Annotated in this window: 33 protein-coding genes, 1 pseudogene and 1 riboswitch; of the genes and pseudogenes, 21 read left to right on the forward strand and 13 right to left on the reverse strand. The window is 52.8% G+C overall.

All coding sequences use genetic code 11. The annotated features are described in order from the left end of the window. Positions 1 to 15: 15 nt before the first annotated feature. The 4 genes from V5S80_RS04580 to V5S80_RS04595 all read right to left on the reverse strand — a co-directional run bounded on the left by V5S80_RS04580 (position 16) and on the right by V5S80_RS04595 (position 4,560). On the reverse strand, positions 16 to 1,284 hold the full coding sequence (locus V5S80_RS04580; RefSeq protein ID WP_395169588.1) for an AI-2E family transporter: 1,269 nt from the start codon (positions 1,282 to 1,284) through the stop codon (positions 16 to 18). Then, positions 1,284 to 2,561, reverse strand: a complete 1,278-nt coding sequence (locus V5S80_RS04585; protein WP_395169589.1) for an AI-2E family transporter — start codon at positions 2,559 to 2,561, stop codon at positions 1,284 to 1,286. The genes V5S80_RS04580 and V5S80_RS04585 overlap by 1 nt, the downstream gene beginning before the upstream one ends. Before the next feature lie 68 nt (positions 2,562 to 2,629). Further along, entirely contained in the window at positions 2,630 to 2,794 is a 165-nt protein-coding gene (gene metS, locus V5S80_RS04590; RefSeq protein WP_395169590.1) for a methionine/alanine import NSS transporter subunit MetS, read from the reverse strand. Next, positions 2,791 to 4,560: a sodium-dependent transporter gene (locus V5S80_RS04595; protein WP_395169591.1), complete on the reverse strand. Its 1,770-nt coding sequence runs from the start codon at positions 4,558 to 4,560 to the stop codon at positions 2,791 to 2,793. The genes metS and V5S80_RS04595 overlap by 4 nt, the downstream gene beginning before the upstream one ends. Before the next feature lie 294 nt (positions 4,561 to 4,854). Here V5S80_RS04595 and ychF point away from each other — a divergent pair, with 294 nt between their 5' ends. Beyond that, positions 4,855 to 5,934, forward strand: coding sequence for a redox-regulated ATPase YchF (gene ychF / locus V5S80_RS04600; RefSeq protein WP_395169592.1), 1,080 nt, complete (start codon positions 4,855 to 4,857; stop codon positions 5,932 to 5,934). Between the two features lie 212 nt (positions 5,935 to 6,146). Here ychF and V5S80_RS04605 read toward each other — a convergent pair whose 3' ends face one another. Then, on the reverse strand, positions 6,147 to 6,728 hold the full coding sequence (locus V5S80_RS04605; protein WP_395169593.1) for a DUF417 family protein: 582 nt from the start codon (positions 6,726 to 6,728) through the stop codon (positions 6,147 to 6,149). A 303-nt stretch (positions 6,729 to 7,031) separates the two neighbouring features. Between V5S80_RS04605 and V5S80_RS04610 the strand changes: the two genes are divergently transcribed. Both V5S80_RS04610 and gdhA read left to right on the forward strand, forming a co-directional pair. After that, the gene (locus tag V5S80_RS04610; protein ID WP_395169594.1) at positions 7,032 to 8,444 is read left to right on the forward strand and encodes a sugar porter family MFS transporter; all 1,413 of its coding nucleotides are present in this window, start codon (positions 7,032 to 7,034) and stop codon (positions 8,442 to 8,444) included. A gap of 119 nt (positions 8,445 to 8,563) precedes the next feature. Further along, a complete protein-coding gene (gdhA, locus tag V5S80_RS04615; RefSeq protein WP_395169595.1) occupies positions 8,564 to 9,907 on the forward strand; it encodes an NADP-specific glutamate dehydrogenase in 1,344 nt (447 codons plus the stop codon). A 68-nt stretch (positions 9,908 to 9,975) separates the two neighbouring features. Here gdhA and V5S80_RS04620 read toward each other — a convergent pair whose 3' ends face one another. Both V5S80_RS04620 and V5S80_RS04625 read right to left on the reverse strand, forming a co-directional pair. After that, a complete protein-coding gene (locus tag V5S80_RS04620) occupies positions 9,976 to 10,230 on the reverse strand; it encodes a hypothetical protein (protein WP_395169596.1) in 255 nt (84 codons plus the stop codon). 71 nt (positions 10,231 to 10,301) lie between these two features. After that, complete coding sequence (locus V5S80_RS04625) at positions 10,302 to 11,231, reverse strand: patatin family protein (RefSeq protein WP_395169597.1); 930 nt, start codon at positions 11,229 to 11,231, stop codon at positions 10,302 to 10,304. A gap of 32 nt (positions 11,232 to 11,263) precedes the next feature. Then, a riboswitch (TPP riboswitch) is annotated at positions 11,264 to 11,409 on the forward strand. On the opposite strand from V5S80_RS04625, the gene V5S80_RS04630 reads away from it, so the two are divergent. The 4 genes from V5S80_RS04630 (at position 11,403) to V5S80_RS04645 (ending at position 15,262) form a co-directional block, all read left to right on the forward strand. Continuing rightward, positions 11,403 to 12,050: an ECF transporter S component gene (locus V5S80_RS04630; RefSeq protein WP_395169598.1), complete on the forward strand. Its 648-nt coding sequence runs from the start codon at positions 11,403 to 11,405 to the stop codon at positions 12,048 to 12,050. It overlaps the preceding riboswitch by 7 nt. Further along, positions 12,050 to 13,675 carry an ABC transporter ATP-binding protein gene (locus V5S80_RS04635; RefSeq protein WP_395169599.1) on the forward strand — a complete coding sequence of 542 codons (1,626 nt, stop codon included), beginning with the start codon at positions 12,050 to 12,052 and terminating at the stop codon, positions 13,673 to 13,675. Before V5S80_RS04630 ends, V5S80_RS04635 begins: the two co-directional genes overlap by 1 nt. A gap of 95 nt (positions 13,676 to 13,770) precedes the next feature. Then, positions 13,771 to 14,481 carry an energy-coupling factor transporter transmembrane component T family protein gene (locus tag V5S80_RS04640; RefSeq protein ID WP_395169689.1) on the forward strand — a complete coding sequence of 237 codons (711 nt, stop codon included), beginning with the start codon at positions 13,771 to 13,773 and terminating at the stop codon, positions 14,479 to 14,481. 7 nt (positions 14,482 to 14,488) lie between these two features. Beyond that, positions 14,489 to 15,262 carry a hypothetical protein gene (locus V5S80_RS04645; RefSeq protein WP_395169600.1) on the forward strand — a complete coding sequence of 258 codons (774 nt, stop codon included), beginning with the start codon at positions 14,489 to 14,491 and terminating at the stop codon, positions 15,260 to 15,262. 29 nt (positions 15,263 to 15,291) lie between these two features. Here V5S80_RS04645 and V5S80_RS04650 read toward each other — a convergent pair whose 3' ends face one another. Further along, entirely contained in the window at positions 15,292 to 15,987 is a 696-nt protein-coding gene (locus V5S80_RS04650; protein ID WP_395169601.1) for a DUF4232 domain-containing protein, read from the reverse strand. A 131-nt stretch (positions 15,988 to 16,118) separates the two neighbouring features. Here V5S80_RS04650 and V5S80_RS04655 point away from each other — a divergent pair, with 131 nt between their 5' ends. Both V5S80_RS04655 and V5S80_RS04660 read left to right on the forward strand, forming a co-directional pair. Continuing rightward, the gene (locus V5S80_RS04655; RefSeq protein WP_395169602.1) at positions 16,119 to 17,288 is read left to right on the forward strand and encodes an acyl-CoA dehydrogenase; all 1,170 of its coding nucleotides are present in this window, start codon (positions 16,119 to 16,121) and stop codon (positions 17,286 to 17,288) included. Between the two features lie 286 nt (positions 17,289 to 17,574). Then, entirely contained in the window at positions 17,575 to 18,171 is a 597-nt protein-coding gene (locus V5S80_RS04660) for a hypothetical protein (protein WP_395169603.1), read from the forward strand. A 219-nt stretch (positions 18,172 to 18,390) separates the two neighbouring features. Here V5S80_RS04660 and V5S80_RS04665 read toward each other — a convergent pair whose 3' ends face one another. The 5 genes and pseudogenes from V5S80_RS04665 to V5S80_RS04685 form a co-directional block, all read right to left on the reverse strand. Further along, positions 18,391 to 19,146, reverse strand: coding sequence for a tyrosine-type recombinase/integrase (locus tag V5S80_RS04665; protein WP_395169690.1), 756 nt, complete (start codon positions 19,144 to 19,146; stop codon positions 18,391 to 18,393). A 102-nt stretch (positions 19,147 to 19,248) separates the two neighbouring features. Further along, a pseudogene (locus tag V5S80_RS04670) lies at positions 19,249 to 19,380 on the reverse strand (hypothetical protein); the annotation flags it as partial. A 157-nt stretch (positions 19,381 to 19,537) separates the two neighbouring features. After that, a complete protein-coding gene (locus V5S80_RS04675) occupies positions 19,538 to 19,924 on the reverse strand; it encodes a hypothetical protein (protein WP_395169604.1) in 387 nt (128 codons plus the stop codon). Beyond that, positions 19,921 to 20,325, reverse strand: coding sequence for an ImmA/IrrE family metallo-endopeptidase (locus V5S80_RS04680; protein ID WP_395169605.1), 405 nt, complete (start codon positions 20,323 to 20,325; stop codon positions 19,921 to 19,923). The genes V5S80_RS04675 and V5S80_RS04680 overlap by 4 nt, the downstream gene beginning before the upstream one ends. Continuing rightward, positions 20,306 to 20,737, reverse strand: coding sequence for a hypothetical protein (locus tag V5S80_RS04685; protein WP_395169606.1), 432 nt, complete (start codon positions 20,735 to 20,737; stop codon positions 20,306 to 20,308). The genes V5S80_RS04680 and V5S80_RS04685 overlap by 20 nt, the downstream gene beginning before the upstream one ends. Positions 20,738 to 20,964: 227 nt before the next feature. Between V5S80_RS04685 and V5S80_RS04690 the strand changes: the two genes are divergently transcribed. From V5S80_RS04690 to V5S80_RS04745, 12 genes are all read left to right on the forward strand, one after another. Next, a complete protein-coding gene (locus V5S80_RS04690) occupies positions 20,965 to 21,231 on the forward strand; it encodes a hypothetical protein (RefSeq protein WP_395169607.1) in 267 nt (88 codons plus the stop codon). Between the two features lie 61 nt (positions 21,232 to 21,292). After that, complete coding sequence (locus tag V5S80_RS04695; protein ID WP_395169608.1) at positions 21,293 to 21,577, forward strand: hypothetical protein; 285 nt, start codon at positions 21,293 to 21,295, stop codon at positions 21,575 to 21,577. Then, a complete protein-coding gene (locus tag V5S80_RS04700; RefSeq protein WP_395169609.1) occupies positions 21,574 to 22,233 on the forward strand; it encodes a phage antirepressor in 660 nt (219 codons plus the stop codon). Before V5S80_RS04695 ends, V5S80_RS04700 begins: the two co-directional genes overlap by 4 nt. A 127-nt stretch (positions 22,234 to 22,360) precedes the next feature. Further along, a complete protein-coding gene (locus tag V5S80_RS04705; RefSeq protein WP_395169610.1) occupies positions 22,361 to 22,522 on the forward strand; it encodes a hypothetical protein in 162 nt (53 codons plus the stop codon). Then, positions 22,519 to 22,701 carry a helix-turn-helix domain-containing protein gene (locus V5S80_RS04710; RefSeq protein ID WP_395169611.1) on the forward strand — a complete coding sequence of 61 codons (183 nt, stop codon included), beginning with the start codon at positions 22,519 to 22,521 and terminating at the stop codon, positions 22,699 to 22,701. The genes V5S80_RS04705 and V5S80_RS04710 overlap by 4 nt, the downstream gene beginning before the upstream one ends. 171 nt (positions 22,702 to 22,872) lie before the next feature. Next, entirely contained in the window at positions 22,873 to 23,766 is an 894-nt protein-coding gene (locus tag V5S80_RS04715) for a YqaJ viral recombinase family protein (protein ID WP_395169612.1), read from the forward strand. After that, complete coding sequence (locus tag V5S80_RS04720; protein WP_395169613.1) at positions 23,756 to 24,085, forward strand: hypothetical protein; 330 nt, start codon at positions 23,756 to 23,758, stop codon at positions 24,083 to 24,085. The genes V5S80_RS04715 and V5S80_RS04720 overlap by 11 nt, the downstream gene beginning before the upstream one ends. Continuing rightward, positions 24,085 to 24,567, forward strand: coding sequence for a hypothetical protein (locus V5S80_RS04725; protein WP_395169614.1), 483 nt, complete (start codon positions 24,085 to 24,087; stop codon positions 24,565 to 24,567). The genes V5S80_RS04720 and V5S80_RS04725 overlap by 1 nt, the downstream gene beginning before the upstream one ends. After that, on the forward strand, positions 24,564 to 24,917 hold the full coding sequence (locus tag V5S80_RS04730) for a hypothetical protein (RefSeq protein WP_395169615.1): 354 nt from the start codon (positions 24,564 to 24,566) through the stop codon (positions 24,915 to 24,917). Before V5S80_RS04725 ends, V5S80_RS04730 begins: the two co-directional genes overlap by 4 nt. 391 nt (positions 24,918 to 25,308) lie before the next feature. Continuing rightward, positions 25,309 to 25,740: an HNH endonuclease gene (locus V5S80_RS04735; protein ID WP_395169616.1), complete on the forward strand. Its 432-nt coding sequence runs from the start codon at positions 25,309 to 25,311 to the stop codon at positions 25,738 to 25,740. Further along, on the forward strand, positions 25,730 to 26,044 hold the full coding sequence (locus V5S80_RS04740) for a helix-turn-helix domain-containing protein (protein ID WP_395169617.1): 315 nt from the start codon (positions 25,730 to 25,732) through the stop codon (positions 26,042 to 26,044). Before V5S80_RS04735 ends, V5S80_RS04740 begins: the two co-directional genes overlap by 11 nt. A 27-nt stretch (positions 26,045 to 26,071) precedes the next feature. Beyond that, positions 26,072 to 26,803, forward strand: a complete 732-nt coding sequence (locus V5S80_RS04745; RefSeq protein WP_395169691.1) for a helix-turn-helix domain-containing protein — start codon at positions 26,072 to 26,074, stop codon at positions 26,801 to 26,803. Positions 26,804 to 26,812: the final 9 nt, after the last annotated feature.

Consider the following 26,812-nt stretch of genomic DNA (forward strand, 5'->3'; position numbering starts at 1 on the left):
GTACCCGTTTGAGGCCTATTTATTGGTAGACAGACCGGTGGCGGGCGTTGTTGGTTTCATCTCGTGGTCCTGGTGCACAGGACCAGAGTGGTGATGATTGCTTAGCTCTTTCTTCCGATCAGTAACGTCGTTATCGATAAGTTCACTAAAGTATCGTAACCATACTGCAATAGTAGCTATTACTGGTACAGCCAAGAATGCGCCGATAATTCCGTATAGATCACTACCGACAGTAACCGACAAGAGAACAATAACTGGGTGAAGGTTCATTGCCTTCGACTGCAGCATGGGGGAGAGCACATTTCCTTCAAGCTGCTGGACAGCGAGAATAATGGCCAACACGATCAGCGCAGTAGTCAACCCGTTAGACACCAAGGCAATAAGCACAGCGACGGCACCGGCCACAATCGCACCAACGATGGGGATGAAGCCACCCATGAACGTCATGATGGCCAAAGGTAGAGCGAGTGGAACCTTGAGGATAACAAGCCCAAGCCCGATAAAGAACGCATCGATGAGGGACACCACTGCTTGAGCACGAATAAACCCGCCCAGCGTTGTCCACGAACGCTGGAGAAGCTCAACAATATGACCTTCACCCCGTGTACCAGAGATTTTCCCCAACCACGGGAGGAACCGGTCGCCGTCCTTGAGGAAGAAGAACGTAATCATCAAGACAATGCCCAGCATGACGGCGAGGTCCGAAGCCTTGTTCACACCAGTCACCACTCCGGTGATGATCTTGTCAGAGCTGGATTGGATCTTAGAGATTCCCTCGGCGAGATAGTTGTTGATCTGCTGGTCATTCAGATTAAAAGGAGGACCTTGAACATAGTTATGAACCTTCTCTAATCCTTTGATGGATTGATCCGCTAGTTGGGACGACTGATCGACAGCGCTGGGCGCGACGAGACTAAAGAGGCCAACAATAACCGCCAAAGCCCCAAGGACCGAGACCAGCGCAGCAAGCCACCGCGGACAATGCGCCTTACGCATCCAACTGGTCGGAACCCACAGCAACGTACAGATAATTAACGCGATCAAGATCGGGAGAACACCACGCCACAGCAAGCCAATCGCTCTCCATCCGACGATCCCACCCGCAATGAGGAGAACAAGTCGAATTGACCACGCTGCGGACACCGAGACCATGTCACCAATGACAGCGAGGCGATCGTGAGGGGCATCGGACGGATTCACTACCGGGCGGTGTTCAACCTGGTGTTCAGCATCGGCGTGCTCGGCGCGGTCTCCGTGTTTTTTTCTCCGTGTGAACAGTGCCATTACTTGTTCTCCTCCTTGCGCTCTGCAGGAGCGACGGTGTCAGGATCGACGACTGGTGCCACAGGATCAACAACATGACAATCTATTTGTTCGTTGGCATACCGTAAGAAAACAGCTGCGACGGCTGCACACGGCACGGCGAGGAACGCGCCGATGACCCCATAGACGCTTCCTCCAATAGCAACAGAGGCCAAAATAATGACGGGGTGGAGGTTCATTGCTCGTGACTGCAGGATGGGGGAGAGGACATTGCCTTCAATTTGGTGAACCAACACAATGAGCAACGCAGTAAGAAGCGCAGATATCCAGCCATTAGCGACGAAAGCGATGACAACAGCAACAGCCCCGGCCACAAACGCGCCGAAAATTGGGATGAAACCGCAGAAAAAGTTGAGCACCGCGAGAGCAAGGGCGAGTGGTACATGAAGAATCGATAACCCGACAGCGATAAAGATCGAGTTGAGGAATGAAATGATCGCCTGTGCCCGAATAAACCCACCGAGAGCTTTCCATGACCGAGCGAGCACCTCGTGAAGATGTGTACCGATCGAACCGGAGAATTGGCGGTCAACCCACGGCAGAAATTTGTGCCCATCATTGAGAAAGAAGAAGGTCAACATAAGAACGATGCCCAGCGTCACTGTTACTGATGACGCGGTGGACGCGCCGGACAAGACCGAACTAAACAGCGAGCCCGAATGCTCCTGAAGATGAGAGGAAGCTTGATCAAACGCTTGATTGAGCTGGTTATCTTTAATGTTTAGCGGAGGGCCGTTGAGCGCCTCTTTAGTTTCTCGCAAGGAATGGGACGCACGGTGAGCCAATTCTTCTGACTGGTTGATAGCACTAGTGGTCACAAGGGTAAGGGTGCCGATGACAACGATAGCCGAGCCAAGAATGATCACGATGGCCGACAGGGAATGAGGAACACCGCGTGTGGTGAGCCAGTTAACGGGCGGCCACAAAAGAGTACAGACAATGATGGAGATCACCACGGGAAGAATCGCACTCCACATGAGGCCCAACCCATACCAGAGAACAACAGCAGCCAGTGCGATAGCCAGGAAACGTAAACACCACACCGCTAAGCGCTTGACATTCACGGCGATGGAGGCCGACCGGCTTGCCTCTGTGAGCGGCGCATGAGCGTAGTACGGCACACCCATCACATGATCAGCCGTATCACGGTTAGCTAATTGCGTCGTACGCTCTCGACTGAGCGGAGCGGTCGAATCGGAGGCGCGCAGTGGTTCTGGATTGGAAGAAGAGTTCATCATTACGACCCATTGTGCACTATTCAGACGAAGAAATGTGGCCTCTTCTTCCAGGTGAAACAAACGTGGTGCTAATAACCCTGATCGTAGAGCTTCTCGTCGGTAGCATTGGGGTCGTCACCGAGCCTCCCCGAGGTCTCATCGGGGTTCTTCATCAGCGAATACGTGCTGGCAGCAAGCCCCCCCCAAATTACCAGCATAAAGAGAGTCATCATCATGACAGCGGTTCCGCTCATTGATCTGCATCCTTTCCCTGAGGTGCACCCACACTCGTTGCCCCATCTGCAGCTGTTGTGCCCTCTGCATCGTGCACACAGTGGGGATCATCTGAGCCTTCCCGAGCAAAAACGACAGGTTCGACATGGTTGTGATGACGTATGCGTTGCTCGGCAGCAAACCCGGCTTGACGATCCTCATGTTTTTGTGGAGTCACAATTCGCTGCTGGACATTAAATTCGACGCCGAAATCAGTACCGGGAGGACCAGAAAGTGACGGATTACCACGCCACGGCGCGACGGACATCATGAACGCAACAACAACGATCAGACCAATGACACCCCACCCATACACATCAATCTGTTGATTAGAATAACCACCATAGTTGGAGGTGAAAAGGTTCTGAAGTTCCTGGATAAGCGTGTAACCAAGGATGATGGGCGTGACATTCGTGACACAGATCCGCCAGAAATTATTCACCTGGAACGACGACACCGCGTTGAGGTGAAGGGAAAATTCGTCGAGTCGACGCAAAATCCAATCAATGCACAGGATGGAAATCAACGAAATACAGATAATGCCGACATTATTTGTGTACTTATCAATGATGTCCAGAGTGGATAGTCCTGATGTCGTGGAAAACAGGGCCAGAGAAATAACACCCATGACAAAGCCAGTACCGATGGCAGCACTCTTACGATCGAGGTCCAGCTTATCCTTCACCGCAGACACAACAACCTCAAGCAGGGAAAATAGTGACGTGAACCCGGCGATAGCCAGTGACCCGAAGAAAAGAACGCCGAAAATAGCGCCACCAGGCATGGAATTGATGATCGTCGGGAAGGCCACGAATGCCAGACCAATGCCATTGGAGACAACCTTGTCCACAGGTACGCCCTCCTGAGTCGCCATATACCCCAACGCGGCAAACACGCCGATACCGGCAAGGAGTTCAAAACCCGAATTGGCAAAGCCAGTGACCAAGCCAGTGCCCGTGAGATTCGTACGTGGCTTCAAGTAGGATGAGTAAGTCAGCATGATGCCGAATCCGACTGACAACGAAAAGAAAATCTGACCGTAGGCAGCTACCCACACCTCAGTGTCCGCCAGAGCCGACCATTTCGGCGTGAAGAGAGCGTCCAACCCTTTCGATGCACCATCCATGAACAGCGCATAGATCACCACGACCAGGAATAACACCGTCAGCAAGGGCATGAAAAGCTTAGATACCTTGCCAATGCCTTCATCGACCCCCATCGCCAACACAATGATGGTAGCCACCCACACGAGAGCCAATGCGATCGCAATGTGCCACACAATTGACGTCGAAAAGGTCTGTGTCGCATCGGAATGGAGAAACTGATGGGAGAAATAGGAATCGGGCTTGTTGCCCCACCCACGGGTGAAAGATTTGATGGTATACAGCCCAGCCCACCCAATAATGGCCGCATAATAAATGGAAATAAAGAATGCGATGCCAACCTGGATCCAGCCGATCGGCTCCGTCCACCCACTGACACGCTTGAAGACGAGAGGGGCAGATCCGCGGAAACGATGCCCCATCGTGTAATCCAGAAACAACAAAGGAATACCCGCAGTGAGCAAAGCGATGATGTAGGGAATGAGAAACGCGCCGCCACCATTGGAATACGCCACGTACGGGAAGCGCCAAATATTGCCTAAGCCAACAGCCGAGCCAATAGCAGCTAAAAGGAAGGCCGAGCGGGACGAAAACGTTTCACGCGTCGTGGCCGACGCGCCGCTCTCTGAGGAGGAGTGGGACATATAAAAATGCCTTTCCACTGGGGCGTACCACCAACCGAGTCGTCAGGCGGCGTACATGCACGTGCGCGCTGCTCGATAGGGATTGCCGTAATGGGAAATGGGTCTGTCCTCAAGGGTGGGGGACGCAAGCCGATTCCGCACCGGGGTGGTGGTGCGATCAGCCGTGAAAATAATAGCACCACGCGATATCCACCCCGATGGGGTGAATCACCCTTATTCTCCGGCATGGTGCCACACCCGTCGATATTGTGCCCCGCTTCGGTTGTGTCACTGGCTGCACGTAGGATGTGGGGCATGAGTCTTACCCTCGGAATTGTCGGCCTCCCTAACGTGGGAAAATCCACCCTCTTCAATGCTCTGACCCGCAACGATGTCCTGGCCGCGAACTACCCTTTCGCGACGATTGAGCCGAACGTTGGTGTGGTGGAACTTCCTGACCCACGGTTGATGCGTTTGGCGGAGATTTTTGGTTCTGCCGCGGTCCTCCCGGCGACGGTGTCGTTTGTTGATATTGCCGGCATTGTGAAGGGTGCATCTGAAGGAGAAGGCCTGGGCAACCAGTTCCTCGCTAATATTCGCGAGGCCGATGCGATCTGTCAGGTTGTTCGCGCTTTTACTGACGAGGACGTCGTGCATGTGGATGGCAAGGTGGACCCATCCAGTGACATTGAGGTCATTGAGACAGAACTCATCGTGGCGGATCTGCAAACGGTGGAGAAAGCCATTCCACGTTTGGAAAAGGAAGCGAAGAAAGATAAGGACAAGGCAGCGCAATTGGATGCTGTCCGTGAAGCGCTCACGGTCCTGGAGGACGGGCGGACCTTATTCTCTGCGCAGGATTCGATTGACCGTGGGGCGTTGGCCGAGCTGAACCTCCTCACTGCGAAGCCGTTCCTCTATGTCTTCAACGCTGACGAAGCTGTCCTGAACGACGAGGCGAAGAAGAAGCAATTGGCGGAGCTGGTAGCCCCAGCGCAGGCGGTCTTCCTGGACGCAGCGACGGAGGCTGAGCTCCTCGAACTGGATGACGACGAAGCCGCAGAGTTGTTGGCATCGGTGGGGCAAGACGAGCCAGGTTTGGATAAGCTGGCCCGCGCCGGATTTGCCACCTTGGGGTTGCAGACCTATCTCACGGCGGGGCCGAAGGAAGCGCGTGCGTGGACTATTCACCAGGGTGATACGGCGCCTCAGGCTGCTGGGGTGATCCACTCTGATTTCGAGCGAGGATTCATCAAGGCAGAAATCGCCTCCTTCGACGACCTCAGTGAGTGTGGATCCATGACGGAAGCCCGAGCGCGCGGCAAAGTCCGCCAAGAAGGCAAAGACTACGTTATGCACGATGGTGACGTGGTGGAGTTCAAGTTCAACGTGTAAATGGTGAACCGGCGACAACCAAAAGACGACCGATAACACCCGCGCCAAGAATCTTCACTGTAGGCGCGCTCACGACTGAACCTCCACTCTACTGAATGTGATAAAGAACATGGAAGGTATCCTGCAGGCTGTATCACACCCAGATACGGAGGCAGCGTCATGCACGCGAGCGGGTGAAAGATTAGCCTCGTGCACCTGTAGGGTGATGGGAATTACCCCGTCGTTGCTGCCTCCTGGTGGTTGTGCCGCACTGCGATACGCGCAAAGTCCGTTGCGCTCCACAATGCGGCACCGATCATGATGGCATCTTTGATCACCAGCCTGCCAGGACCTGCCAGAAGGGGAAAACCGCCCTCGCCCCCTCCTTGATCAGAGACCCACACCTCTGGTGTTGTCACCAGAAAAGAAAGGGTGACAACACTCATGGCCACTAAAAGGAGAGACCCAAGGACTCCCACTTTGGGCCATATCCAGCCCAGAGCAATGAGGAGACCGATGAGCACGATAGTCCCGCCGATAAGAAGGGCAACAGTGTACGTGCCATGAGATTCATGCCAGGCATGGGCAACGCTGTTGGCCTTCCCTTCCGGAATCTTGTTCGCGGCATAGCTGTTCGGATCGCGGAGGAGCCAGGACAGGAACGGGCTATTGGCGACAAAAGGCACAATTCCCTGGGCTTCATAATCGAAAATTTTGAGAGCCCCGATCCACACGGTGACGATCACGAGGCCAATCCTGGTCAGGGCCGCGCCCCAGCGATCCAGGTTGGCGATCTTGGTCAAGATAGTGTTCATTGTACGTTGAAACTCCCCTTAGGTGACGTCTATGACGGTCGGACGGCGGCCGTGACTGCGGACTAATCTCGCCCAGGACAAAGCCGACTTCGTACCAGAGTCGCTACTGTACCGAGTGGCCGACGAGCCACAACGATGCGCCCCAACCTTCCTTGACGACGGCGCCCCCATCCGAGGTTGTGGGAGGTGCAGATGAGCCTCGTAGTCACAATCATGGTGCTTTTTCTTCCGGCTTTCAGGGCTGGATAATAAGCAATTGACTAATGTCTCGTTCCCAGTTTAGACACGATTGCGAGGTTCACGATGCCATTCGTGAAAGACCTGAGAGATGCGCCGCCAGTGGGGAGAGCGGTGGCAATAACTGCAGCAACCTTAGGAATTACCTACGGTTACGACATTTCCAACATTGCAGCAGCATTACTGTTTTTGGAAAAAGACTTCGGTCTGGGAACCAACGCTCAAGCATCGATGGCCACCTCAGTGGTCATAGGCCAGATCGTAGGAGCATTATGCGGCGGCGCCGTGGCAAATACCATCGGCAGAAGGAAGACGATGCTCGCCGTCGCCGGAGGGTACGTGCTTTTTGCCGTACTCAGCGGTTTCGCACATGATCCGACATCGCTAATTGTCCTGCGCACACTGCTTGGCGTCACCATCGGCGTCTCGATAACTGTTGTTCCGGTATTCATTGCAGAAGCATCACCCACTACGATCCGCGGCGGCCTATTGGCGTCCTACCAAGTTGCGACGGTGATCGGAATCACCATGGGATATATCATTGGGTGGGGGCTTTCCTATAGTGAAAGCTGGCGATGGATGCTAGGGGCAGCGGCAATTCCTGCAGCGATTGTCTTCGTTGCACTGTTGCGCATCCCCGAAACCCCACAATGGTTGATGATGAAAGGCCGGGATAACCAAGGAAAAGAGGTCCTCGCCCGCATCGCTCAACCAGACGAATATGAGTCTGAGCTGGCATCGTTGGTGGCATCTCTGGAAGAATCCACCGGACATAGCCCCCTTCAGAATGTCAAGGACATGTTCCGCGGATACCTTCTACGCGCGACCATCTTCATCATTGCCTTAGGAATTTTAATTCAGGTCACGGGTATTAACGCGACTATTTACTATGCGCCAAAGATATTCGCACACATGGGCTTCGACGGGACTACACCGCAACTTTTGCTCCCCGCTCTTGTTCAGGTGTTTTCTCTCATTGCCGTCATAATCTCAATGGTGGTGATTGATTCCTATGGGCGGCGTCGGGTCCTCCTCGGCGGAATAGGAACCATGATCGTAGCTAACCTGCTGCTTATAGTTGTCTATTCGGTGGGTGACGAACAAGCCACAGGCCTTGAGATACTTGGATTCATCGGAATTGTTCTCTTCACAATGGGCTTCACCGGTGGTTTCGGCGCCATAGTCTGGGTATTCGCTGGTGAGCTCTTTCCCACCCGATATCGAGCGGTCGGATCATCCATCCTATTAACAGCAGACTTAATCGCGAACGCTGTCGTCGCGCAAATCTTTCCCTCAATGCTGGACTCCATCGGAGGCGTGGGGGTGTTCTCCGTCTTCGGGATCTTCGCAATTCTCGCGTTCGCCATGGTATTCCGCTGGGCGCCTGAGACGAAGGAACGTCGACTCGACGAGATACAAAAATATTGGGAAAACGGGGCCCGGTGGGAAGCCGCCGCGCCATCGCCACGGTCAGCGTGACAGGTTGGAGCGTGCGGCGGTTCCCCCTTCTGGGGAATACCTCATAAACCGGTCCTCACTGTGGTGATGTCCATTAAGCTGGCCGGCACATGCTTGACTTCAACCCAGAAAGGGAGACCATGGACGTCAACACCACCGTCGATGAGCGCTACCAGCAGATACTCAAGCGGAACCCGGGTGAACCAGAATTTCACCAAGCTGCACAAGAGATTCTCGGCAGCCTTAAATATGTCCTTCGCAACGATGAGCACTACGCGAAACAGGGGCTCATCCAGCGCCTCGTTGAACCCGAACGCCAGGTCATCTTCCGCGTCCCATGGATTGATGATCAAGGAAACGTTCAGGTTAACCGAGGATTTCGCGTGCAGTTTAACTCCGCTCTTGGCCCCTACAAGGGTGGACTCCGCTTCCATCCATCCGTCAATCTGGGAATTATCAAATTCCTCGGCTTCGAGCAGATCTTCAAAAATTCACTGACAGGATTGCCGATTGGTGGTGGCAAAGGAGGCTCTGACTTTGACCCGAAAGGAAAGTCAGAGCATGAAATTATGCGTTTTTGTCAATCATTCATGGTGGAACTCCAGCGTCACATTGGCAACGATATCGATGTTCCAGCCGGGGATATCGGCGTGGGCGGCCGTGAAATCGGCTATCTTTTCGGCCAGTATCGCCGCATCACCGGGCGTTACGAGTCTGGCACCCTGACCGGCAAAGGGCTGGCCTGGGGTGGGTCACTCGTCCGCACAGAAGCAACTGGCTACGGTGTTGTCTATTTCGTGCAAGAAATGATGGCAGCACATAAAGAACGCCTCCACGGCGCCACAGTGATCGTATCTGGTTCCGGTAACGTCGCCATATATGCCATCCAAAAAGCTCAAGAACTTGGTGCGACGGTGGTTGCGTTCTCTGATTCTTCCGGCTATGTGTCAACCCCAGACGGCGTCGATGTCGAACTCCTGAAAGACGTCAAGGAAGTTCGTCGTGCCCGTGTATCGGATTACGCGAATGAGATCGACGGAGCAACATTCCACGAGAATGGCAACATTTGGGAAGTGAAAGCCGACGTCGCGCTTCCCTGCGCAACACAGAATGAACTCGGCGAGGACGACGCAAAAATGCTCGCCGACAATGGGTGCAAGTACGTTGCTGAGGGTGCGAATATGCCATGTACTCCTGACGCCGTTGAGGTGTTCAAGACACGCCAGACTTTGTTCGCCCCGGGGAAAGCGGCGAACGCTGGTGGCGTTGCCACCTCCGCCCTGGAGATGCAACAAAACGCCTCCCGCGATTCGTGGTCATTCACCTACACGGATCAGCGCCTCCGTGACATCATGCACAATATCTTCCGGACCTGCAACGACACAGCCAATGACTATGACGTCCCCGGCGATTACGTCGTTGGCGCGAATATCGCAGGTTTCAAGAAAGTTGCAGATGCAATGCTTGCCCAGGGGGTGATCTAGTCTCTGCAGTCGACGTGCCGTCCCGGCTGATCCACTATTCTGTGCTGCGACGGCATCGATGCGTACCGCTACGCTAAAGGGTTATAAAGCTGGGTATGAGTGACCAGAACTTCACGGTCACCCACGGGGGAGTGCAGTTCCCTATTGAGCTCAGCCATAACGGCTTGTCGTGCATCATCATAATCATCAAAGAAACCAAGGACAGTACTGTCCGACTTTTTCTCACCATCATTTCTGACAACGACGTAGGTGGCAGAGTCGGGAGCATCAACCTGATGTTTAGTGTGGGTAAAAGGGTCTCGATAAATAAATGACGTTGACACGGATCTTCTCCTGAACTGTGGACACGAGATCTTTACGGCTGTCACTGGTCGCCAGTGTACAAGCGGACTACCTATCGACGTAAGAATTCTTCCCACTGAGGCCACTCTCGGGCGACCTGATTCACGCCCATCTGGTATGAACGCTGCAATTTTTCCACATTTCTTTCTTTATTATGAACAGGCATCTGATCAGGGTAAAAAACCATTGCTGTACCCTCTTCTTCCCAGCGTGCGATCTTTTCTTTCGATCTATTATATCGTTCTGCTCGTTGAAGAAGTGCTTCCGCAATGGCGGGTTCTTTCCGAAAATAACTCCGAATCAACCGTGGCTGTGGCATGGGTTCCCTCCGAAATGACCGAGGCCGTGTCAAGATAAAAAGGAACTTTGAAAATCCATCCTCGATAGCCGCGTCGTAAGCAAATCCACCTGTTGGGCCCATCGCACCGTCGTAGTAGGACTGTCCATCGACTTTAGCAACGGGCATGAAAAATGGAATCGTCGACGACGCCCGCGTATACGCCGAAAGCTCCTCCAACGTGTGGACATTCTCTCGACGCCACCATGTCATTGTCCCTGTATCTGCCCGCAATGCACCAAGTGCGAACTGGGGTGTACTGGCCATGAAGGCATCGAAATCCATCTCAGCAATTTCACCCGGCATAACAGCATCGGAATAGATAAATTGTGTATTAAAATATCCTTGACCTCGAGCAAAAGTTTTCCACCCGCCAAAGCGTGGATCCTCTACAAAATCAACAAAGGATGATCGCGCCCGAGTGCGATCTTTAATAAGGAAATTGACCACATGTGTTGTTCCCGCTGATACTCCGCCCACCCATCCGGGGTTCACCTTGTGATCAATCAATGCTTGCACCGCACCGGCGGTGTAGCTATTCCGCATGCCCCCGCCTTCAAAAATGATCGCGACATGCGGACAGTCCAGGGGTGAATCAGACGTTCCCCATGGCGCACTCGAAGGATGCTCGACAGATGAGGTCATAAAATCAGCATAACCTGAGTGTTATCCTCATATCCGTACTTCGCGGGAGCCCACGATATCGGGCTGAGAGGACATTTCTGCCACCGCCGATGATTAATCGGCCTGTGAGTGGAAATGTCGACCGTATGAACCTGATCCGGATCACGCCGGCGATAGGGAGTAAAGCTGTTCATGATCAATCACAAGTCGGCTGACAAGGACACATCGACATCAGTTTCAGCGCGGCGAGCCCGCCGCGACATCACGAGGTGGCGCGTGGTGGATATCATCACCGCGGCTGTGCTAGGCGTTGCAACAGGCTTAATTTTCTGGGCCTGGAACGGTATTGGTGGCGCCTGGTACACCGCAATGGATTCTCTCCTTCCTGGCATTGGTGGACTAGTGACGGGGATCTGGCTCCTTGGCGGCGTCTTGGGTGGCACCATTATTCGTAAGCCGGGGGCGGCGATCATGGTGGAAGTTATCGCAGCGATAATATCTGCGGTGTTGGGCAACCAGTGGGGCATCACTACGGTGTATTCCGGTCTGGCGCAGGGGGTTGGTGCAGAGTTAGTATTCGTGGCGTTTCTCTACGCGCGCTATTCGCTGGTAGTCGCGGTCCTGTCTGGTATAGGGGCGTCAGCCGTTGAATGGTGTTATGAGTGGGCGTCGGGTAACTATGCACGGTCGATGGACTACAACATGATTTATCTCGCGTCATTGTCCATATCTGGTGCTGTTTTAGCTGGTGTACTCGGTTTCTACCTCGTTCGAGCGTTGGCCACCGCGGGAGCGTTGGATCGCTTTGCTGCTGGCCGAGAAAGCGCTGAGTTGGTCTAATGGCATCCGCAGACGATCCCGCCTGTACCCCTGCGTGTGTTGTTGCGGAGGGTTTTGGATGGCGGCACGCCGGACGCCGCCGCCCAGTGTTGGCGAATGTCAATTTTCGAGTTAATCCCGGCGACAAAGTCTTGTTGTTAGGTGCCTCAGGGTCAGGGAAGTCGACCTTGATGTCCGCGATGGCTGGTGTGTTGGGTGATTCCGATGACGGGGATTACGCGGGCCACCTGCTCATCAATGGCGAGGATGCGCGCAGGGTGCGTGGCCAGGTTGGCTTGGTGTTGCAGGATCCTGATTCGCAGGTCATTGCCTCGCGGGTGGGGGACGATATTGCATTCGGCTGCGAAAATCTGGGCTTCCCGCGTGAGGACATTTGGGAGCGCGTGGACTGGGCACGTGATCTAGTTGGGCTAACCGTGCCGAATAATCATCCGACGGAGAAACTTTCCGGTGGGCAGAAGCAGCGCTTGGCGCTGGCTGGTGTGGTGGCGATGGGCGCCGGTTTGATCCTCTTAGATGAGCCGACTGCGAATATCGACCCCGAGGGCGTCCACGATATTCGCCACGCTGTTGTCTCCGCTGCCGAGCGCACTGGTGCCACAGTAGTCATTGTGGAACACCGTGTGGACGTGTGGTGGGATGTCATTGATCGGATCATGGTCGTGGGGGATTCCACTATTGTTGCCGACGGACACCCTGATGAGATTACCCACACGATGGGGCCACAGCTGGCGCAGGATGGCGTATGGATTCCTGACGTGCCGATGCCCATCGATTCGACATGGCGGCGAGAACGCGAACAGTGCGCACCACGGGACGTATCACCAGGCGCCGCGTTGCTGCGCGCACGTGATGTGGCCGTGGGGTGGGGTGGTGTCGCGGTCAACGACGGGATCACTATGGATGTGACGACGACCCCAACAGTTATGACCGGCCGCAATGGAGCAGGTAAATCGACTGTTGCGTCGACTCTGGCAGGGTTACTCGCGCCGGTTGACGGTGATGTTGATGCCGTGGGATGGGGGCCCTCGGGTGATGGAACCGGCTCGTGGACCGTATGCCAGTCTTCCCGGCATCCCCGTGATGACCATGGGGGACGTCGGACATTTTCGCAGTTTGTCAGGAGGCGTCGAAAGACAGCACGCAGGTACGATGCGAGCGTGAATCCAATGGACTGGTCCTCGAGAGCGTTGGCACAGCGTATCGGCATGGTTTTTCAAGATCCGGAGCACCAATTCGTCGCGCGAACGGTGCGTGATGAGTTGCTTGTCGGCCCGCGGGTGTGCGGGCTTGATGCAGAGGCCGCTGACCGCCGGGCCGATGAGCTTCTCGACCGCCTGCAATTATCCTCTGTGGCACGGGCAAACCCATTCACGTTGTCCGGAGGGCAGAAACGCCGTCTATCGGTGGCTACTGTGTTGTCCACACGCCCCGACGTCGTCATCCTGGATGAGCCCACGTTTGGCCAGGATAGAACAACATTTATCCAGATCATTGAGCTCTTGCGTGAGATGAGCGACGATGGGGTGGGGGTACTGGCCATTACTCATGATCCATTGGTCGTCGATCTCTTTGGTGTGCGCCACGCCCGGCTTGAGGCAGGCGGAATTGAGATGCAGCGGTGAATGAGACGAGAGAGAAACCCCATGGTTGTCACGGCCACGATGGGGCGACGAGAACGCGGCGGGTGACTTTTAACCCGGTAGCGCGTATTGCTGCTATGGCATTACTTACCACTCCGCTTCTGATCTCGGTAGATATTGTCTCCGCGGGAATCGCATTAGTGTGCGAAATCCTTGCAGCTCCAGTGCTAGGAATGAAGTGGGGGCGGATGATTCGTCGCGGGTGGCCCATCGTGTTTTTGGCTCTCCTCACCGGAATATCCATGGTGCTGTATGGGCGGCCAGGGGGACACGAGTACGTGACAGTCGTCTTCGCGCGTATCACGGATAACTCAGTGTCATTGGCGACGGCAATCATCATCCGTGTGATTGCGATTGCATTGCCTGCAGTGATCCTTTCGGCCGATACAGATCCGACCGACCTTGGTGATGGCCTGGCCCGCATCTGGCATATGCCGGAGCGGTTTGTCATCGGATCCGTAGCCGGAGCTCGACTGGTGAGCCTATTCCACCGCGATTTTTCCGCCATGCATCGAGCACGTCGAGCTCGTGGTTTGGCCGATTCCGGACGTATCCGATATACGGCGACAATACTCTTCGCACTTCTCGTGCTGGCGTTGCGACGTGGCGGAAAATTGGCGACGGCGATGGAAGCACGTGGTTTCGGCTCGCCGGGCGCCCGGACATGGGCGCGCGAATCCCAGCTGCGGCGAGCAGATTGGGTCCTGATGGCCGGTGCATTCGTGGTTGCTCTTGTCGCCGTGACGACGTCCTGGGGGACCGGATATCTGCGATTCTTAGGAGCATGACGTGTGTGTGAATCAGCGGAACAATGTGGTGGACCTGTTCCACGCATCGGGTGCGATGCCATCCCGCCTGACTACCGCGACCGGTGTGCGAGTATCGCACATCCAGGATGCCATCACGGCGATATGGTGCCCCCGTGCTGACCGCGTTAATTCTGCACGTTTGACGATGAAGAACGCGCACAGTCACCATCCGCCCTCGACTCTCGAGGATAAACTATTGATGCTCGAGTCCGGCATGCACACGCTTGCCCCGGGGGAATGCATCCTCATCGATGGATTGTCAGGGGCAGGGAAAACAACCCTAGCGGAACTTCTCGGCACGATCACCGGGGCGAGGATTGTCCACCTGGATGACGTGTATCCGGGGTGGTCCGGCTTAGCGGCGGCGTCCCATATGGTCGCGGAAAGCGTGCTTGCCACCACGGATGCTGGGTACCGCCGCTGGGAGTGGGCTACTGATTCCCCAGGAGATTGGGTACAGATTGATCCCACAGAGCCCCTTATCGTCGAGGGAGTGGGCGCAGTGACTCCTGCCGCACAGGCTGCGGCCCACCAGCGCTGGCTGCACGCGCAGGGTTTGTCGCAGTCCTATCATAAAACGGTAGCTATTGAGGTTCGGGCCGACGCTGATCGACGGCGACACCGAGCACTTCACCGCGATCCCGGTTTTAGAGAACATTGGGCAATGTGGGCAGCGCAAGAGGAAACCTACGAAGCCTCCCGCGGCCGTCCCACAATCGCCCTGTGGAATGACCTCATGGTGACCAACCAGCACGAATAGCATGAACCCCGGGTAGGTGAGGACGTGTTCTATGCGTTACCCAGTGGCGTCACATGCATGGTTGAGACAGTCCCTGAACACGCTTCAATAGGGGCGTCGACAAAGAGTGCGTCCTCCTCGTCGGGCGGGTACACACGCAGGCCGCGAGCGTTCTCAGGTGTGCACGATCGCGGTGAAAAGTGCTCTGGTCGTGTGACCTGAACCTGGGCACTGGCTGTATGGCCGGGAATGAGAGTGACCAACGACGGTGTTGGTTTCGCAGTTTTTTCTGCTGGTTTCCCTATTTGGTGCCCATCGTCCCCTCCGACGGCGCTCACCCCTGGGTAACCATACAACGTGCAGGGATGGTCGGACTTATTGATGAGGGTGACGGTGAGGTACGTCGAACCAGCAGCAGAATTCTTATTGTCCGCCGACGCCGCAAGGTCTCCCGTGTGACACCGGTCGTTACGCCCCCCGGTCGACTCTACTCGACCACGGTGTGCTGTGGATCCCCCATCCTTGTCCTCAGTGGCGGATGGTGAGGGCGAGAGGCTAGGTGATGGTGCACCACCTGGCTGTGGTGATGTGGTGGCACTGGACAGGGATTCGGAACTGGTAGATGACGAATGTCCGCCGCACGCTGTGAGCACACATGCGCTTGCGATGAGTGCGGCTAAGGCCGTTGTACGTCGGTTCATGCCAGGGAAACCTCCGACGCGCGTGAGAATCGGTGGGTGGTTCATATTTCTGAGTATAGGCGTCTCATGACACGACTGGGTCTCATCACGAGGGACGATCATTATAGAATCGCAGGAGTCTACCGTCACTCAGTGGCGTGCATAATCCTGATTTCGAATGTGTGAGAGGACCCGTTGTGGCTCTGAACCCTGATTTTGATCTTTACCAGCTTCCGGAGGAATACCAGGGGGTGCGTGATGCCATTCGCGAGATCGCTGAAAAAAGCATTGCCCCCCATGCAGCCGATGTTGATGAGAATGAGCGGTTTCCACACGAGGCCTTGGATGCCCTGGTAGAGACCGGTTTCAACGCTGTTCACATTCCTGAGGAGTACGGTGGAGCCGGCGGAGACTCAGTGATGGCGTGCATCGTTATTGAGGAAGTCGCACGTGTGTGCGCGTCGTCGTCGTTGATCCCAGCGGTGAACAAGCTTGGCACGATGGGGCTCATCCTGAAGGGATCGGACGAGCTGAAAAAGCAGGTCCTTCCCGATATCGCAGCTGGAAAGATGGCCTCCTACGCGTTGTCAGAGCGCGGTGCCGGGTCAGATGCGGTGTCGATGAAGACACGCGCCCGCAAAGAGGGAGACACCTGGGTACTCAACGGTTCCAAGTGCTGGATCACCAACGGTGGGCAATCCACCTGGTACACAGTTATGGCGGTCACTGATCCGGATAAAGGTGCCAACGGGATCTCCGCGTTCATGGTTCATGCTGATGACGATGGTTTCGTCGTTGGCCCTAAGGAAAAGAAGTTGGGTATTAAAGGGTCCCCGACCGCAGAGTTGTATTTTGAGGATTGTCGTATCCCCGCCGACCGCATTATTGGCGACGAAGGCACTGGTTTCAAAACTGCCCTGGAAACGCTAGACCATACACGGCCAACGATTGGTGCGCAGGCACTGGGCATCGCGCAGGGTGCTTTCGACCAGGCTGTGACGTATGTGAAAGAGCGTGAACAGTTCGGCCGCCGCATCGCCGACTTCCAAAACACGCAGTTCATGCTGGCCAACATGAAAATGAAGATTGATGCGGCACGCCTCATGGTGTACACCGCTGCCTCCAACGCAGAACGCGGCCATGCCGAAGGCGGCGAGCGCTTAGGACTACTCGCAGCAGGTTCGAAGGCATTTGCTTCAGACGTCGCTATGCAGGTAACAACGGACGCCGTGCAGTTGTTCGGTGGCTACGGCTTCACCCGTGATTTCCCTGTAGAGCGGATGATGCGTGATGCGAAGATCACCCAGATCTACGAGGGAACCAACCAGATTTGCCGCATGGTGATGGGGCGACAGATCCTGAAGTAGCTGTTCAAACACTATATTTGACAGTCATTAAGTAACTTAACTAAGTCGCTTGGTGGCCGTCTTTTTTCTTGTATCCCGCAAAAATCCCGCATCAGATTGAATGGCTTTACTGAAGAGTGTGGCGATGCTTGGAGCTTCGATCTATGAAATTGGGATAGAAAAGAGCGAGGGCATGTGTGCTGTGCGCGGAGCTTCTGTATCTATAGACAATTGAAGTTGAAAACGATAATCTATTGAACAGCGTTCAAAAGACGCAACTCCTACTACAGTCGAAAGGACTCTTCGCATGAAAAAAGCGCATATTCGCCTTTTGACGTTAGCTGTAACCGCAGCAACCCCCTTTGCCTCCGTAACAACCACAGCGAACGCAGAACCAGTTCACGCCACAAACAAGGTTGACTCAAAACAGGAAAAAGTTGAAAGCAAATTTGACCTGATCGGAACCCCTCAGTGGAATCACGACATTCAGAAACTTAAGTCTGAGGGAAAGCTGAAGCAAACCAAGCAGGTAAAAAATGGTAACTTCGAAGTCACGAGCTACCATGTGATCGACCCTAAGACTGGCGACAAAGTCGGAGAATTCAGCGTCAAGAAACCTCTAACCGCAGAACGAATTGGCGGCAAGTTTGACGGCATGAAACCAGCCATCGTGTTCAATCAGACAGATCAAAAGGCCCTGAAGTCCGGTGGTGGAGCAGCGGTTGCTGGCATGGCGGCAGCTTGGGCAGCCATCCTATCCGAAACGGTCGTAGGGTCTGTTCTTTCTGCGGGCGCTATATCCTTCATTGGCGGAGTTGCTGCTGTGTATCTTGCTCAGAATGGAGTTTGCAGCGACAATAAAGACCTCGTTGTAAACGTCGCAAAGCAGGCGCATTGCGAATAGAGGGAGCCTATTTTGAGTAGCCTAAGCAAAAAACGGTCGCTGTTTTTTACTATCGGTCTGGCTGTTTTGATCGTGCTGATGCTCTTTCTGGAGTGGATAGTTATCTCATCGCTTTTCGACGATAACAAGCTACCTATTTTCGTAGCTTTTGGTGTTGTAAGCGCTGTAGTTTTCGGAACTGTGGCGGGTACAGTTCTCAAAAAGAAGCTTCGGAAGCCTTCAGCTTAGATTCTCACCCCTGCGACGTGTCTTTCCATGTTGTGGGGGCCTTTTCTCAGTGTTAGATCTTCCATCGCCGGATAAATCCCGCACTAGATCGCCTGCTGCTTCACGCACTAAATCCCACTCGTCACTCCAAAGATGCGTGTAGGTATTGAGTGTCGTCGCTGCTGAAGCATGCCCCAGCATTTCCTGAACAGCTTTCACCCCACGCCCCTGTCGAATCAGGTGTGACGCATAGAGGTGCCGTAAATCATGGAAGCGTAGACCTAGTGCCCGCATCGCTGCCGAGATCCCATCGGAGCGAAACATTTTCCCACCGGGTGTGAGAAACATTGGCTCATTCGGATCTGAGGGGTGTTTTAACCTGTGTTCCGCGAGTCGCTTAATTGTGGCATTGGATAGTGGAATTAACCGGCGAGACTGCTTTGTTTTCAGCGGTGCCCACCTGCTTTCGCCAATATGCTCGCTTTTGTCATGCATAGATGCGGCTTGCTCCACGACGTGAACTACTTTCGCTTTCGTGTCCACGTTCCTCCAACGTAAGCCAGCAACTTCACTTGACCTCATACCTGTTGATGCGGCCAAAATGATCATGGTGGCTAGAGTGTCGCGCCCTGTACTGTCAGCGGTTTCAATAGCTTCTTTCACTTGTTCAATCGTGGGCAGTTTTGACGTGTCGGTAGCGAATACACCACTTGGGCTTTTCACTTTTGACGTTGGTGAAACAAGTAGATGTCCATCTTCTACGGCCATGCGTAGGCAGCCTGATAGTTGAGTCCAGAAGCTTGTTTGGGTGTTAATGGCTAAGCCTTTGCACCCTTCTACCCACGGCCTGCCTGTGCGTAGGTGAGATAACCATGTTCTTAGGTGTTCTGGCGTGATTTTGGTGACTGGTAGGTTCTCTAGTTCCCCTAGGTTTTGTCTTACTCGTTCCCGTGTTCGTTTAGTCCCTGGGGATACTGCGACTTGTTCCCAGCGTGTCCACATTTCGGCTAGTGTTGGTGCGGCTTTTTCGTCTATCCATTCGCTTCTACGTATCGCGCGTGTTTGTTCGGATAGGTAGGCTTTGGCTTCGCGTTGTGTGGTGAATGTTCGTGAGTGTTCTTTGCCTGTTGGGTCGCGGTATCGTGCTACCCAACGGGGTTTACCTGCCCTTGTTGTGCGTTTCTGAATACTCACTTCTTGTTTCCGTTATCGTCGTAGCCTTGACTGTTCCACTGTTGTTTGTATTGGGTGTTTTCTTCATCGGTGCAAGGTTCGCCTTTAGCGATTGCGCAGCGTAGGTAGATGGGCGTGTTGTCTGGGATGTTTGCGATGCCTTGTTCGTCGCATCCGTAGGGGCGTATTTCCCTAGATCAGGGTCGCAGCCTTCTGGTTTGTGGGGTGGGTATTCTTGCTTGTTTGTCTCACCATGTGAGACAGATTCTTCCGCGTGCTGAGTTGTCGCATGCTGTTCTTGCTGTAGATTGTCGCTATTCCCGCACCCTGTGAGTAGGAGAGCTGACAAGAAGAGAGATAATGCGCGTTTCATGCTGCTAAGCCTTTCAAGGCGTAGGGGTGTAGTTCGAGGAAGGTTTTGAGGAGTTTAGGGGTGACTTCAAGGTCTAAAGCGAGACCTATTTTGTCGTGACCGTGCCACGGCGCTAAATAACGTAGCGTGTCCGTGTCGATGAGGAGATTTGCCGCGAACTCGTCAGCGCGGCGTTCTTGTCGTTCGTCGAAGTAGAGGTGACCGTTTCTCTTGTCGTGGTAGTGAGCGTGTCCTAGCTCGTGAGCAAGAACGCTTTTATAATCCCACACCGCCATACCTTTTCGTGTGGAAATGACGCGATATTTTTCGAGGTAAAAACCTGGGGTGTCGTGTGTGTGGTGTTTGAGCGTTATGTGCATGTCATGGGCTATTTCGTGTAGCTCATGGATCGAGATCGTCAAGCGAGCCTCCTAGTTCTTTGTGTGGGTACGCTACTGCGTCTTCGGGTATCTCGTCACTATAGAAGTCGTGTGCGACATCGTTACTCGGCAGTTGAACGACATTGTTTTGTTCTGCTGGCTTTTCTTCTTTGGGGTGGGCTTGAACTGCGAGTTTTTTAGCTAGGTAGCTGATTGTTTCGGCAATACGCTCGGGAGATTCAGGCTCCATGTCTCCATCTCCGATGATTCCAGTTTCCTGAAGTGCCTGAACAATTGGAATTTCGAAGGCTCTAGCTATCTGGATGATGTGGTCTGTAGTGAGTCCTCTTCTTACTTTCTTTGAGAAGTTGGAGGGATCTTCATTTAGCTCTAGCGCTACTGCATGAACCGACTTGCCTAGCCTGTTTTCAATCCATTCTTTGTGGTCTTTCATGCTTCACATGGTACCTAGTTACCATGTTTTTACAACTATAAAGTAGTAGTTCAAGCCCTATAGTGGGGGTGATTTTCGGGGGTATTCTTGTAATTCCATAGTTGTGAGCTACCCCCTCACAGGGTAACTTTCTACCTAGCGGTTTGGAAAGAACGAAACCGGATCGCTCGCCACCTGGAACGAAAGTTCAAGGCAGGGGTGTTAGCCACAGCGAGAGGTTTCAGCAAATGAGCATGTCTCTAGACCTAACAATCAGCGCTAAGCGATTCTGCCAAGCGAACAAAATCCAAATCGGTCACACAAGGCTTCGACGGATCATTCAAAAAGTGATTCGACGCATGGAGCATGAGCAGCGACGGTTAGAGCAAGTCGAGATCACAACACCAGACGGTTACAGCTTCATCGACTACCAAGACCCAACCGGGGAATCAGCGGTACGCAACATCATGCGGGAAATCATCACGCCACGGGCTAACACTCCAAAGGTGGCGTAACACCCCCTGAATCAACAACAGGCACCCTACGGGGTGCCTTTTCTTTTGGAGACATTTTGGCATGAATGCAGAACATTTGATGCACCGTACCCCGTTGGGGCAGATCAGCGATCGTGAGTACAGCGGTAAAGACTGTGTGATCCGCGCTTCTAAGAGGGCTCGTACTAGTCGCTTGCATCCATTGACAGATGAGACACGTCAGACATTGATTGAGCGAATCCGCAAAGAGATGCACCACATTGACATGATGCGCCGTACTGAACCTACTTACATGTGGTCACGCTGCAAAGCGCTACGTGCTGAGTTGTCTGCTCTTGAATCCGCGCGGGTGGAGGTGCTGGCATGAGCAAGCAAGTTCTCGATAAGCAAGTTTCTTTGTTCAACTTCTGCGGTACTGACATTCGAGTGGTTGACCGCGATGGCGAACCGTGGTTCATCTTGTCTGAGGTTTGCAAGCTAATTGGTATTAAAAGTTCGGTTACAGACGTAAGAAAACGCCTTGACCTGCAAGATGTCGATACAACCGACCTTTTAGATAACCGTGGACATAGCCGCAAAAACTACATCGTTAACGAGTCCGGCCTTTACAACGTGATCTTCATGTCACGTAAACCCGAAGCTCAAGACTTCAAACGCTGGGTAACGAGCGAGGTACTACCCACCATCCGCAAACACGGGGCGTACATGACACCCCAAAAGATCGAGGATGTCCTCACCAACCCTGACACCATCATCCAACTAGCCCAGAACCTCAAAGCTGAGCAGGAAGCGCGGATCGTTGCCGAAGCCGAACGGGCAGCAGCGCAGGCGCTCACAGTAGAGCTGGAACCCAAGGCTGAAGCTTATGACAGGTGGATGGATTCAGATGGAACCGCTGACTACAACACTGTCGCCAGGATTCTAGGCATTGGGCGTAACACCATGCTCAAGCAGTTGCGTGAAGCCGGTGTGTTGATGAGTAACGGGAATAAACGGAATGTTCCGTATCAGCGGTTCGCTTAGCATTTCAAGGTTGTTCATTACGAATACGCAACATCGTATGGGGATGTGAAGGATTGCTATATCGTTCGCGTTTTGCCTACGGGGGTTGAGTTGATCGCTAAGAAGTTGGGGCTTTAGGGAGTTTTTGATGTCTGAGTTTATGAGGAATTGCTTGTTTGAGACTTTGTATGAGGCTGAGCAGGCGTTTCGGGATGCTGTTAATCATAGTGAGCAGTATGCGGCTGCTGAGGCGTGGCTAGCTATCGCTGACATTTTGCAAAAGCGTGGGGATATGGAAGTGCACATATGAAGCAGTTCTACACGGTAGCGGAGGTAGCTGAGATTTTTGCCCTCCCTAAATCATCACTGTACGACGCGGTACGCGAAAACCGCGTGAACTATCTAGCCCCTACCCGTATTGGCGGGTCGATTCGCTTTCTGAAGAAGGCGGTTGATGGGCATATTCAGCAGATCGGAGCTGCAGCATGAGACACGATTGTTCGCATCTTATGAACCGGGTGCATAAGCCTTGTTTTGAGTCGATTCAGGATACTTACACGCACCGTCCGCAACCTGAAGAGAATAGCCGTGATTGGCAGTGGTTGTGGGCGGTTTTGTTTGTCCTAGTTCTTGTTGGTTCGACTTTCCTAGGAGCATGAATTGACGGTTGAGCAATACAGCTTTGATAGCGAGCAAGAGTGGCTACTTTCCCGGAAAAAGTACGTTACCGCTACGGAGATCGGGAAGCTCGCACGCGGTAGCAAGAAGGTGTGGCAGAAGCTACGCGCTGAGAAAGCAGGGGAACAACAGGCTGCTGATATTTCCAACCTGCCTGCGGTTATACATGGTAAAACACGTGAACCTGAGATCGCTGAGTGGGTCGCAAAGAAGGCTGAACCTGACACGCTTGTTCACAACACATCTATGTTTGTCCGTGACGGGAAATATGCTGCCACGCCTGACATGATCAGCCCTGATTGGGTTGTTGTAGGTGAGATCAAGACTATTTCCGAGAACAGGCTTGCTTCTTTGAAGCGTTGGCCTACCCCTGACTATTACGACCAGATCCAGTGGCAGTTGTTTGTTACTGGTGCTGAGTTTTGCCATTTCGCGTGGGAGCCATATTTCTCCGAAGATTCAGATTTGGTGCCGTGGACTGTTGACCGTGGCGTGAAGATCGTAACCCGCGATGAACAGCGCATTGGTGAGTTGAAGGCTATCGCTGATCGTTTCCTCGATGGCTACGACTCTATGGAAGTAGAGGATGAAGTTCACCTACTTTTCTCAGAGCTGCGCGACATTTGCAAGCAGGAAGCTGAGTTGAAGCCACTGTTAGCGCGAAAAGCAGAGATTGAGGACGAACTGCGCATGTTGGCGGGCGGTAGTTCGAAGTCTTGGGAAGCGGGGGATCTGCGCGTCACTGTTTCAGCCCCTGCTACGTCTAAGCGGTTCGATAAGAAGAAGCTTTTTTCTGAGCATCCTGATCTAAAAGAATCGGATTTCACTGTTGAGAGCACATCTAAGGCAAGGGTGAGGGTTAGCTATGGAGAGTAAATCGTTACTTGGGTCGTTATTCGATGAAATGGATGCTGCGGGTGTTGAAGAGAATGATATTACGCATGTTCAAACTCTTGACGGTAGCTATTCCGGTGATTTCAGTGAGTTTAAGCGGATCATCAAGGATTCGCTGATTAATTTCGGGGATTCTCACAACATTTTATGCCAGGTTATTGCTGTTATGTCTGATGATTGTTATTTCAGCTTTAACCGTTTTGACGGTAGGTGGGAAACATTTGATTTACCTTATCCTATCGCTGATTATTCGCGTTCATTGGAGTCTTTTTCGAATTCTAATACTAAGGGGTTGTTTTAATGGCTAAGTTTAAACTAGAGGATTACGAATCCGTCGATGAACGTATTCAGCGGTTCTACCGCGACAATAAAAACGGGCGCATTGAAACGGATCTGATCGCGTTTGACGGGAAACACAAGGCTACACGGTGGATTGTTAAGGCTAGCGTGTTTAAAGCTCCTGAAGAGCCTGTTAGTGGCGTTGGGCACGCCTTTGAGATCGACGGCACGGGCATGGCTAACAACACTAGCGCTTTGGAGAATGCTGAAACGTCCGCTGTTGGCCGCGCGCTCGCACAAGCGGGTTATTCCGGCTCCAGGCGCACCACCCGCGAGGAAATGGCAAAGGTTTTATTGCCTGAATTGCGTGAACGGATCGCTAAGGCGACAAGCAAGGATGAAACGCGGGAAATCTGGAATGAAGCGAATAAGAATGGTTTGTTGAATGAGGTGAAGCAGGCTATTCTAGATCGCAATGAAAAGATTGTTAATGGTGAGAAGTGACTGCGCTTAATCCGACACAAATTGAGCAAAAAATCCTCGATATTACAAATCGCATAGCTAAAGGAATCGGCGTTTTCACGAAACGATATGACGAATTTTTAGCTACTGATCGTGATTTTGATCTTGCTTTCGCCCGCGTTTATTTGGAAGCGGAGGGGAGCATTGAAGATAAGAAGAAGCAGGCAACGATTAAAACACATGAGTTACGGACTGAGCGTGATGTTGCTGAGGTTGCTTTTAAACAAGCAGACAAGCTTTTACGTGCGTTGGAGCTAGAGTTGCGCGCTTTGCAGTCCGTAGGCGCTTCAGTACGTCAACAGTATGGAGTTGCTGGGAGGGGTGAATATTGAGCCTGCCTTTAGTGATTCTATGCATGGCGGTTCTAATTTTCTGGTGGAACTTGGATCACGATGACTAAACGAATGACAGACAGGCAGTACCGCGCGGTTGTGGAACGGGCTGAATCAGATGCCGGTTATGCCGCGTGTGAAGCGATGATCCCAGGTGTGTGTACTGGTGCTATGCAGCACTGGCACCATAGAAAGCTACGTTCGCAGGGTGGTGGGCATAGTGCGGTTAATGGTTTAGGTCTTTGCAGCAATTGCCATAACGCGATACACGCTGACCCTAAGCGCGCTTACGACAACGGTTGGTTAGTACGTGGATTCCATGAACCGGAGGATAAGCCAGTACTACGCAGGGGTATTTGGGTTGAACTAACAGAGGAAGGAGGAATAGTGCATGACTACAAATGATGAACTTGAATATGAAACTTGGCAGTTTCAGCGGGTTCGGGAACTGTCGGAACAGATCGCTGAAGAATGCCTGTGGATGTGGAGAATCGCAGACGGCATGGGCGGATTTATCTTCAATGAAATAAAGGCTGCTTACGCACGCCGTGGATATGAAGTTTTTAATGAAGACTCAGATCTGTGGGGAAACAAAAGAAAAGCTATCCCGTCATCAATAAGAGCAGAAATTTTTAAACGCGATAAGCACTCTTGTCTTAGTTACGGCGCAACAAGTGATCTGTCTATCGATCATATTGTCCCGGTATCTAAAGGTGGAGGGAACAAGATCGGCAATCTTCAAACTCTTTGCATGCCATGCAATCTTGCTAAGGGTACAAGAATATTGTCATATCTAGGAAGCGAGCTAGTCAGTGAGAGTTGAAGTTCACGATTTTGTTGAGAGCCAATCACTCAGTGTTCCTCTATCGTTTGCACTAGATAAAAACATCACAGGTAGAGCTATAAAGGTTTACTTGTATTTAGCTTCATGCGAAGACGGTTCTGAAAGTAGCGCGGAAGAAATCAGTAAAGCTGTAGGGCTAGGGAAAGATACTGTCTATAAGGCGCTGAAGGAGCTATATAGCACGGGATGGGTTGAGAAAACGACCCTGAAAGATGAAAACGGGCGATATGCTGGATCATTTTTTGAGGTATATGCTCCCAGTTCAATCAGTAATGGAGAATAGCAAGATTGAGGTGATATAGCTTTGGCAGTGATTAGGCAAGGCGCTATCCCGGAAAATCACTACTCTTTGATCCCCAATGATCTATCGAGAAGAAGTGATCTATCCCTGCAGGCTAAGGGCTTGTATGTCTACTTACGCTCTCACAGGGATGGCTGGGAAATGAGCACGCAGCGAATTGGTGACGCTTTGGGTATCGGTAGAAATACTGTCTCTAAGTACGTGAGAGAACTTGAGGATGTTGGGTACCTCATCAGAGAAAGTGACCATGATGAAGAAGGGAAGTTTAGTGGGGTTGTCTACATAGTCAATACTGACCCGTTGCACAAAAATATCAACAACGGTAAAAGCGAGTTGCACAAATCTAGTGCAGACCATTGCACTGATTCAGTGCATACCCCTGCACAAAAACACCGCTGCCCTAAAACAGTGCAACATAAGAAGACTAACTCTTTAAAGAAGACTAGTGAGAAGACTAATGAGAAGATGGGCGCGCGCAAGCGCGCTACGCCCGCTGAGATTGAAAGCGACTGGAGACCAACAGATTCGCAATGGCAACGACACGTAGAGAATCATCCCCTTATTGACCATGAAGCGGAGCTACGTAAGTTTCGGATCTGGAATGAGAACAACCGCAAGAAGCGCGTTGATTGGAACCGGGCTTTCGGGAATTGGTTGATTAGGGCAAAACCTGAACGCGAATCATGGTCACAACTGTTGGGTGTGGATTATTCAGAAACCGAGGAAGTGAAACCATTTTAAGCGATGAGG

This window comes from Corynebacterium sp. PCR 32 (assembly GCF_037464985.1).
Classification (GTDB): domain Bacteria; phylum Actinomycetota; class Actinomycetes; order Mycobacteriales; family Mycobacteriaceae; genus Corynebacterium; species Corynebacterium kroppenstedtii_D.

Excerpts from the sequence above, each read along its gene's own strand:
- V5S80_RS04585 (WP_395169589.1), bottom strand. The coding sequence starts at position 2,561 with ATGATGAACTCTTCTTCCAATCCAGAACCACTGCGCGCCTCCGATTCG.
- V5S80_RS04595 (WP_395169591.1), bottom strand. The coding sequence starts at position 4,560 with ATGTCCCACTCCTCCTCAGAGAGCGGCGCGTCGGCCACGACGCGTGAA.
- V5S80_RS04705 (WP_395169610.1), top strand. The coding sequence starts at position 22,361 with ATGTCTGAGTTTATGAGGAATTGCTTGTTTGAGACTTTGTATGAGGCT.
- V5S80_RS04695 (WP_395169608.1), top strand. The coding sequence starts at position 21,293 with ATGAATGCAGAACATTTGATGCACCGTACCCCGTTGGGGCAGATCAGC.
- V5S80_RS04720 (WP_395169613.1), top strand. The coding sequence starts at position 23,756 with ATGGAGAGTAAATCGTTACTTGGGTCGTTATTCGATGAAATGGATGCT.
- V5S80_RS04660 (WP_395169603.1), top strand. The coding sequence starts at position 17,575 with ATGAAAAAAGCGCATATTCGCCTTTTGACGTTAGCTGTAACCGCAGCA.
- V5S80_RS04625 (WP_395169597.1), bottom strand. The coding sequence starts at position 11,231 with ATGACCTCATCTGTCGAGCATCCTTCGAGTGCGCCATGGGGAACGTCT.
- V5S80_RS04605 (WP_395169593.1), bottom strand. The coding sequence starts at position 6,728 with ATGAACACTATCTTGACCAAGATCGCCAACCTGGATCGCTGGGGCGCG.
- V5S80_RS04725 (WP_395169614.1), top strand. The coding sequence starts at position 24,085 with ATGGCTAAGTTTAAACTAGAGGATTACGAATCCGTCGATGAACGTATT.
- V5S80_RS04665 (WP_395169690.1), bottom strand. The coding sequence starts at position 19,146 with ATGGCCGTAGAAGATGGACATCTACTTGTTTCACCAACGTCAAAAGTG.
- V5S80_RS04700 (WP_395169609.1), top strand. The coding sequence starts at position 21,574 with ATGAGCAAGCAAGTTCTCGATAAGCAAGTTTCTTTGTTCAACTTCTGC.
- V5S80_RS04635 (WP_395169599.1), top strand. The coding sequence starts at position 12,050 with ATGGCATCCGCAGACGATCCCGCCTGTACCCCTGCGTGTGTTGTTGCG.
- gdhA (WP_395169595.1), top strand. The coding sequence starts at position 8,564 with ATGGACGTCAACACCACCGTCGATGAGCGCTACCAGCAGATACTCAAG.
- V5S80_RS04675 (WP_395169604.1), bottom strand. The coding sequence starts at position 19,924 with ATGAAACGCGCATTATCTCTCTTCTTGTCAGCTCTCCTACTCACAGGG.
- V5S80_RS04685 (WP_395169606.1), bottom strand. The coding sequence starts at position 20,737 with ATGAAAGACCACAAAGAATGGATTGAAAACAGGCTAGGCAAGTCGGTT.
- V5S80_RS04650 (WP_395169601.1), bottom strand. The coding sequence starts at position 15,987 with ATGAACCACCCACCGATTCTCACGCGCGTCGGAGGTTTCCCTGGCATG.
- V5S80_RS04640 (WP_395169689.1), top strand. The coding sequence starts at position 13,771 with ATGGCATTACTTACCACTCCGCTTCTGATCTCGGTAGATATTGTCTCC.
- V5S80_RS04580 (WP_395169588.1), bottom strand. The coding sequence starts at position 1,284 with ATGGCACTGTTCACACGGAGAAAAAAACACGGAGACCGCGCCGAGCAC.
- V5S80_RS04735 (WP_395169616.1), top strand. The coding sequence starts at position 25,309 with ATGACTACAAATGATGAACTTGAATATGAAACTTGGCAGTTTCAGCGG.
- V5S80_RS04710 (WP_395169611.1), top strand. The coding sequence starts at position 22,519 with ATGAAGCAGTTCTACACGGTAGCGGAGGTAGCTGAGATTTTTGCCCTC.
- ychF (WP_395169592.1), top strand. The coding sequence starts at position 4,855 with ATGAGTCTTACCCTCGGAATTGTCGGCCTCCCTAACGTGGGAAAATCC.
- metS (WP_395169590.1), bottom strand. The coding sequence starts at position 2,794 with ATGAGCGGAACCGCTGTCATGATGATGACTCTCTTTATGCTGGTAATT.
- V5S80_RS04690 (WP_395169607.1), top strand. The coding sequence starts at position 20,965 with ATGAGCATGTCTCTAGACCTAACAATCAGCGCTAAGCGATTCTGCCAA.
- V5S80_RS04610 (WP_395169594.1), top strand. The coding sequence starts at position 7,032 with ATGCCATTCGTGAAAGACCTGAGAGATGCGCCGCCAGTGGGGAGAGCG.
- V5S80_RS04630 (WP_395169598.1), top strand. The coding sequence starts at position 11,403 with ATGATCAATCACAAGTCGGCTGACAAGGACACATCGACATCAGTTTCA.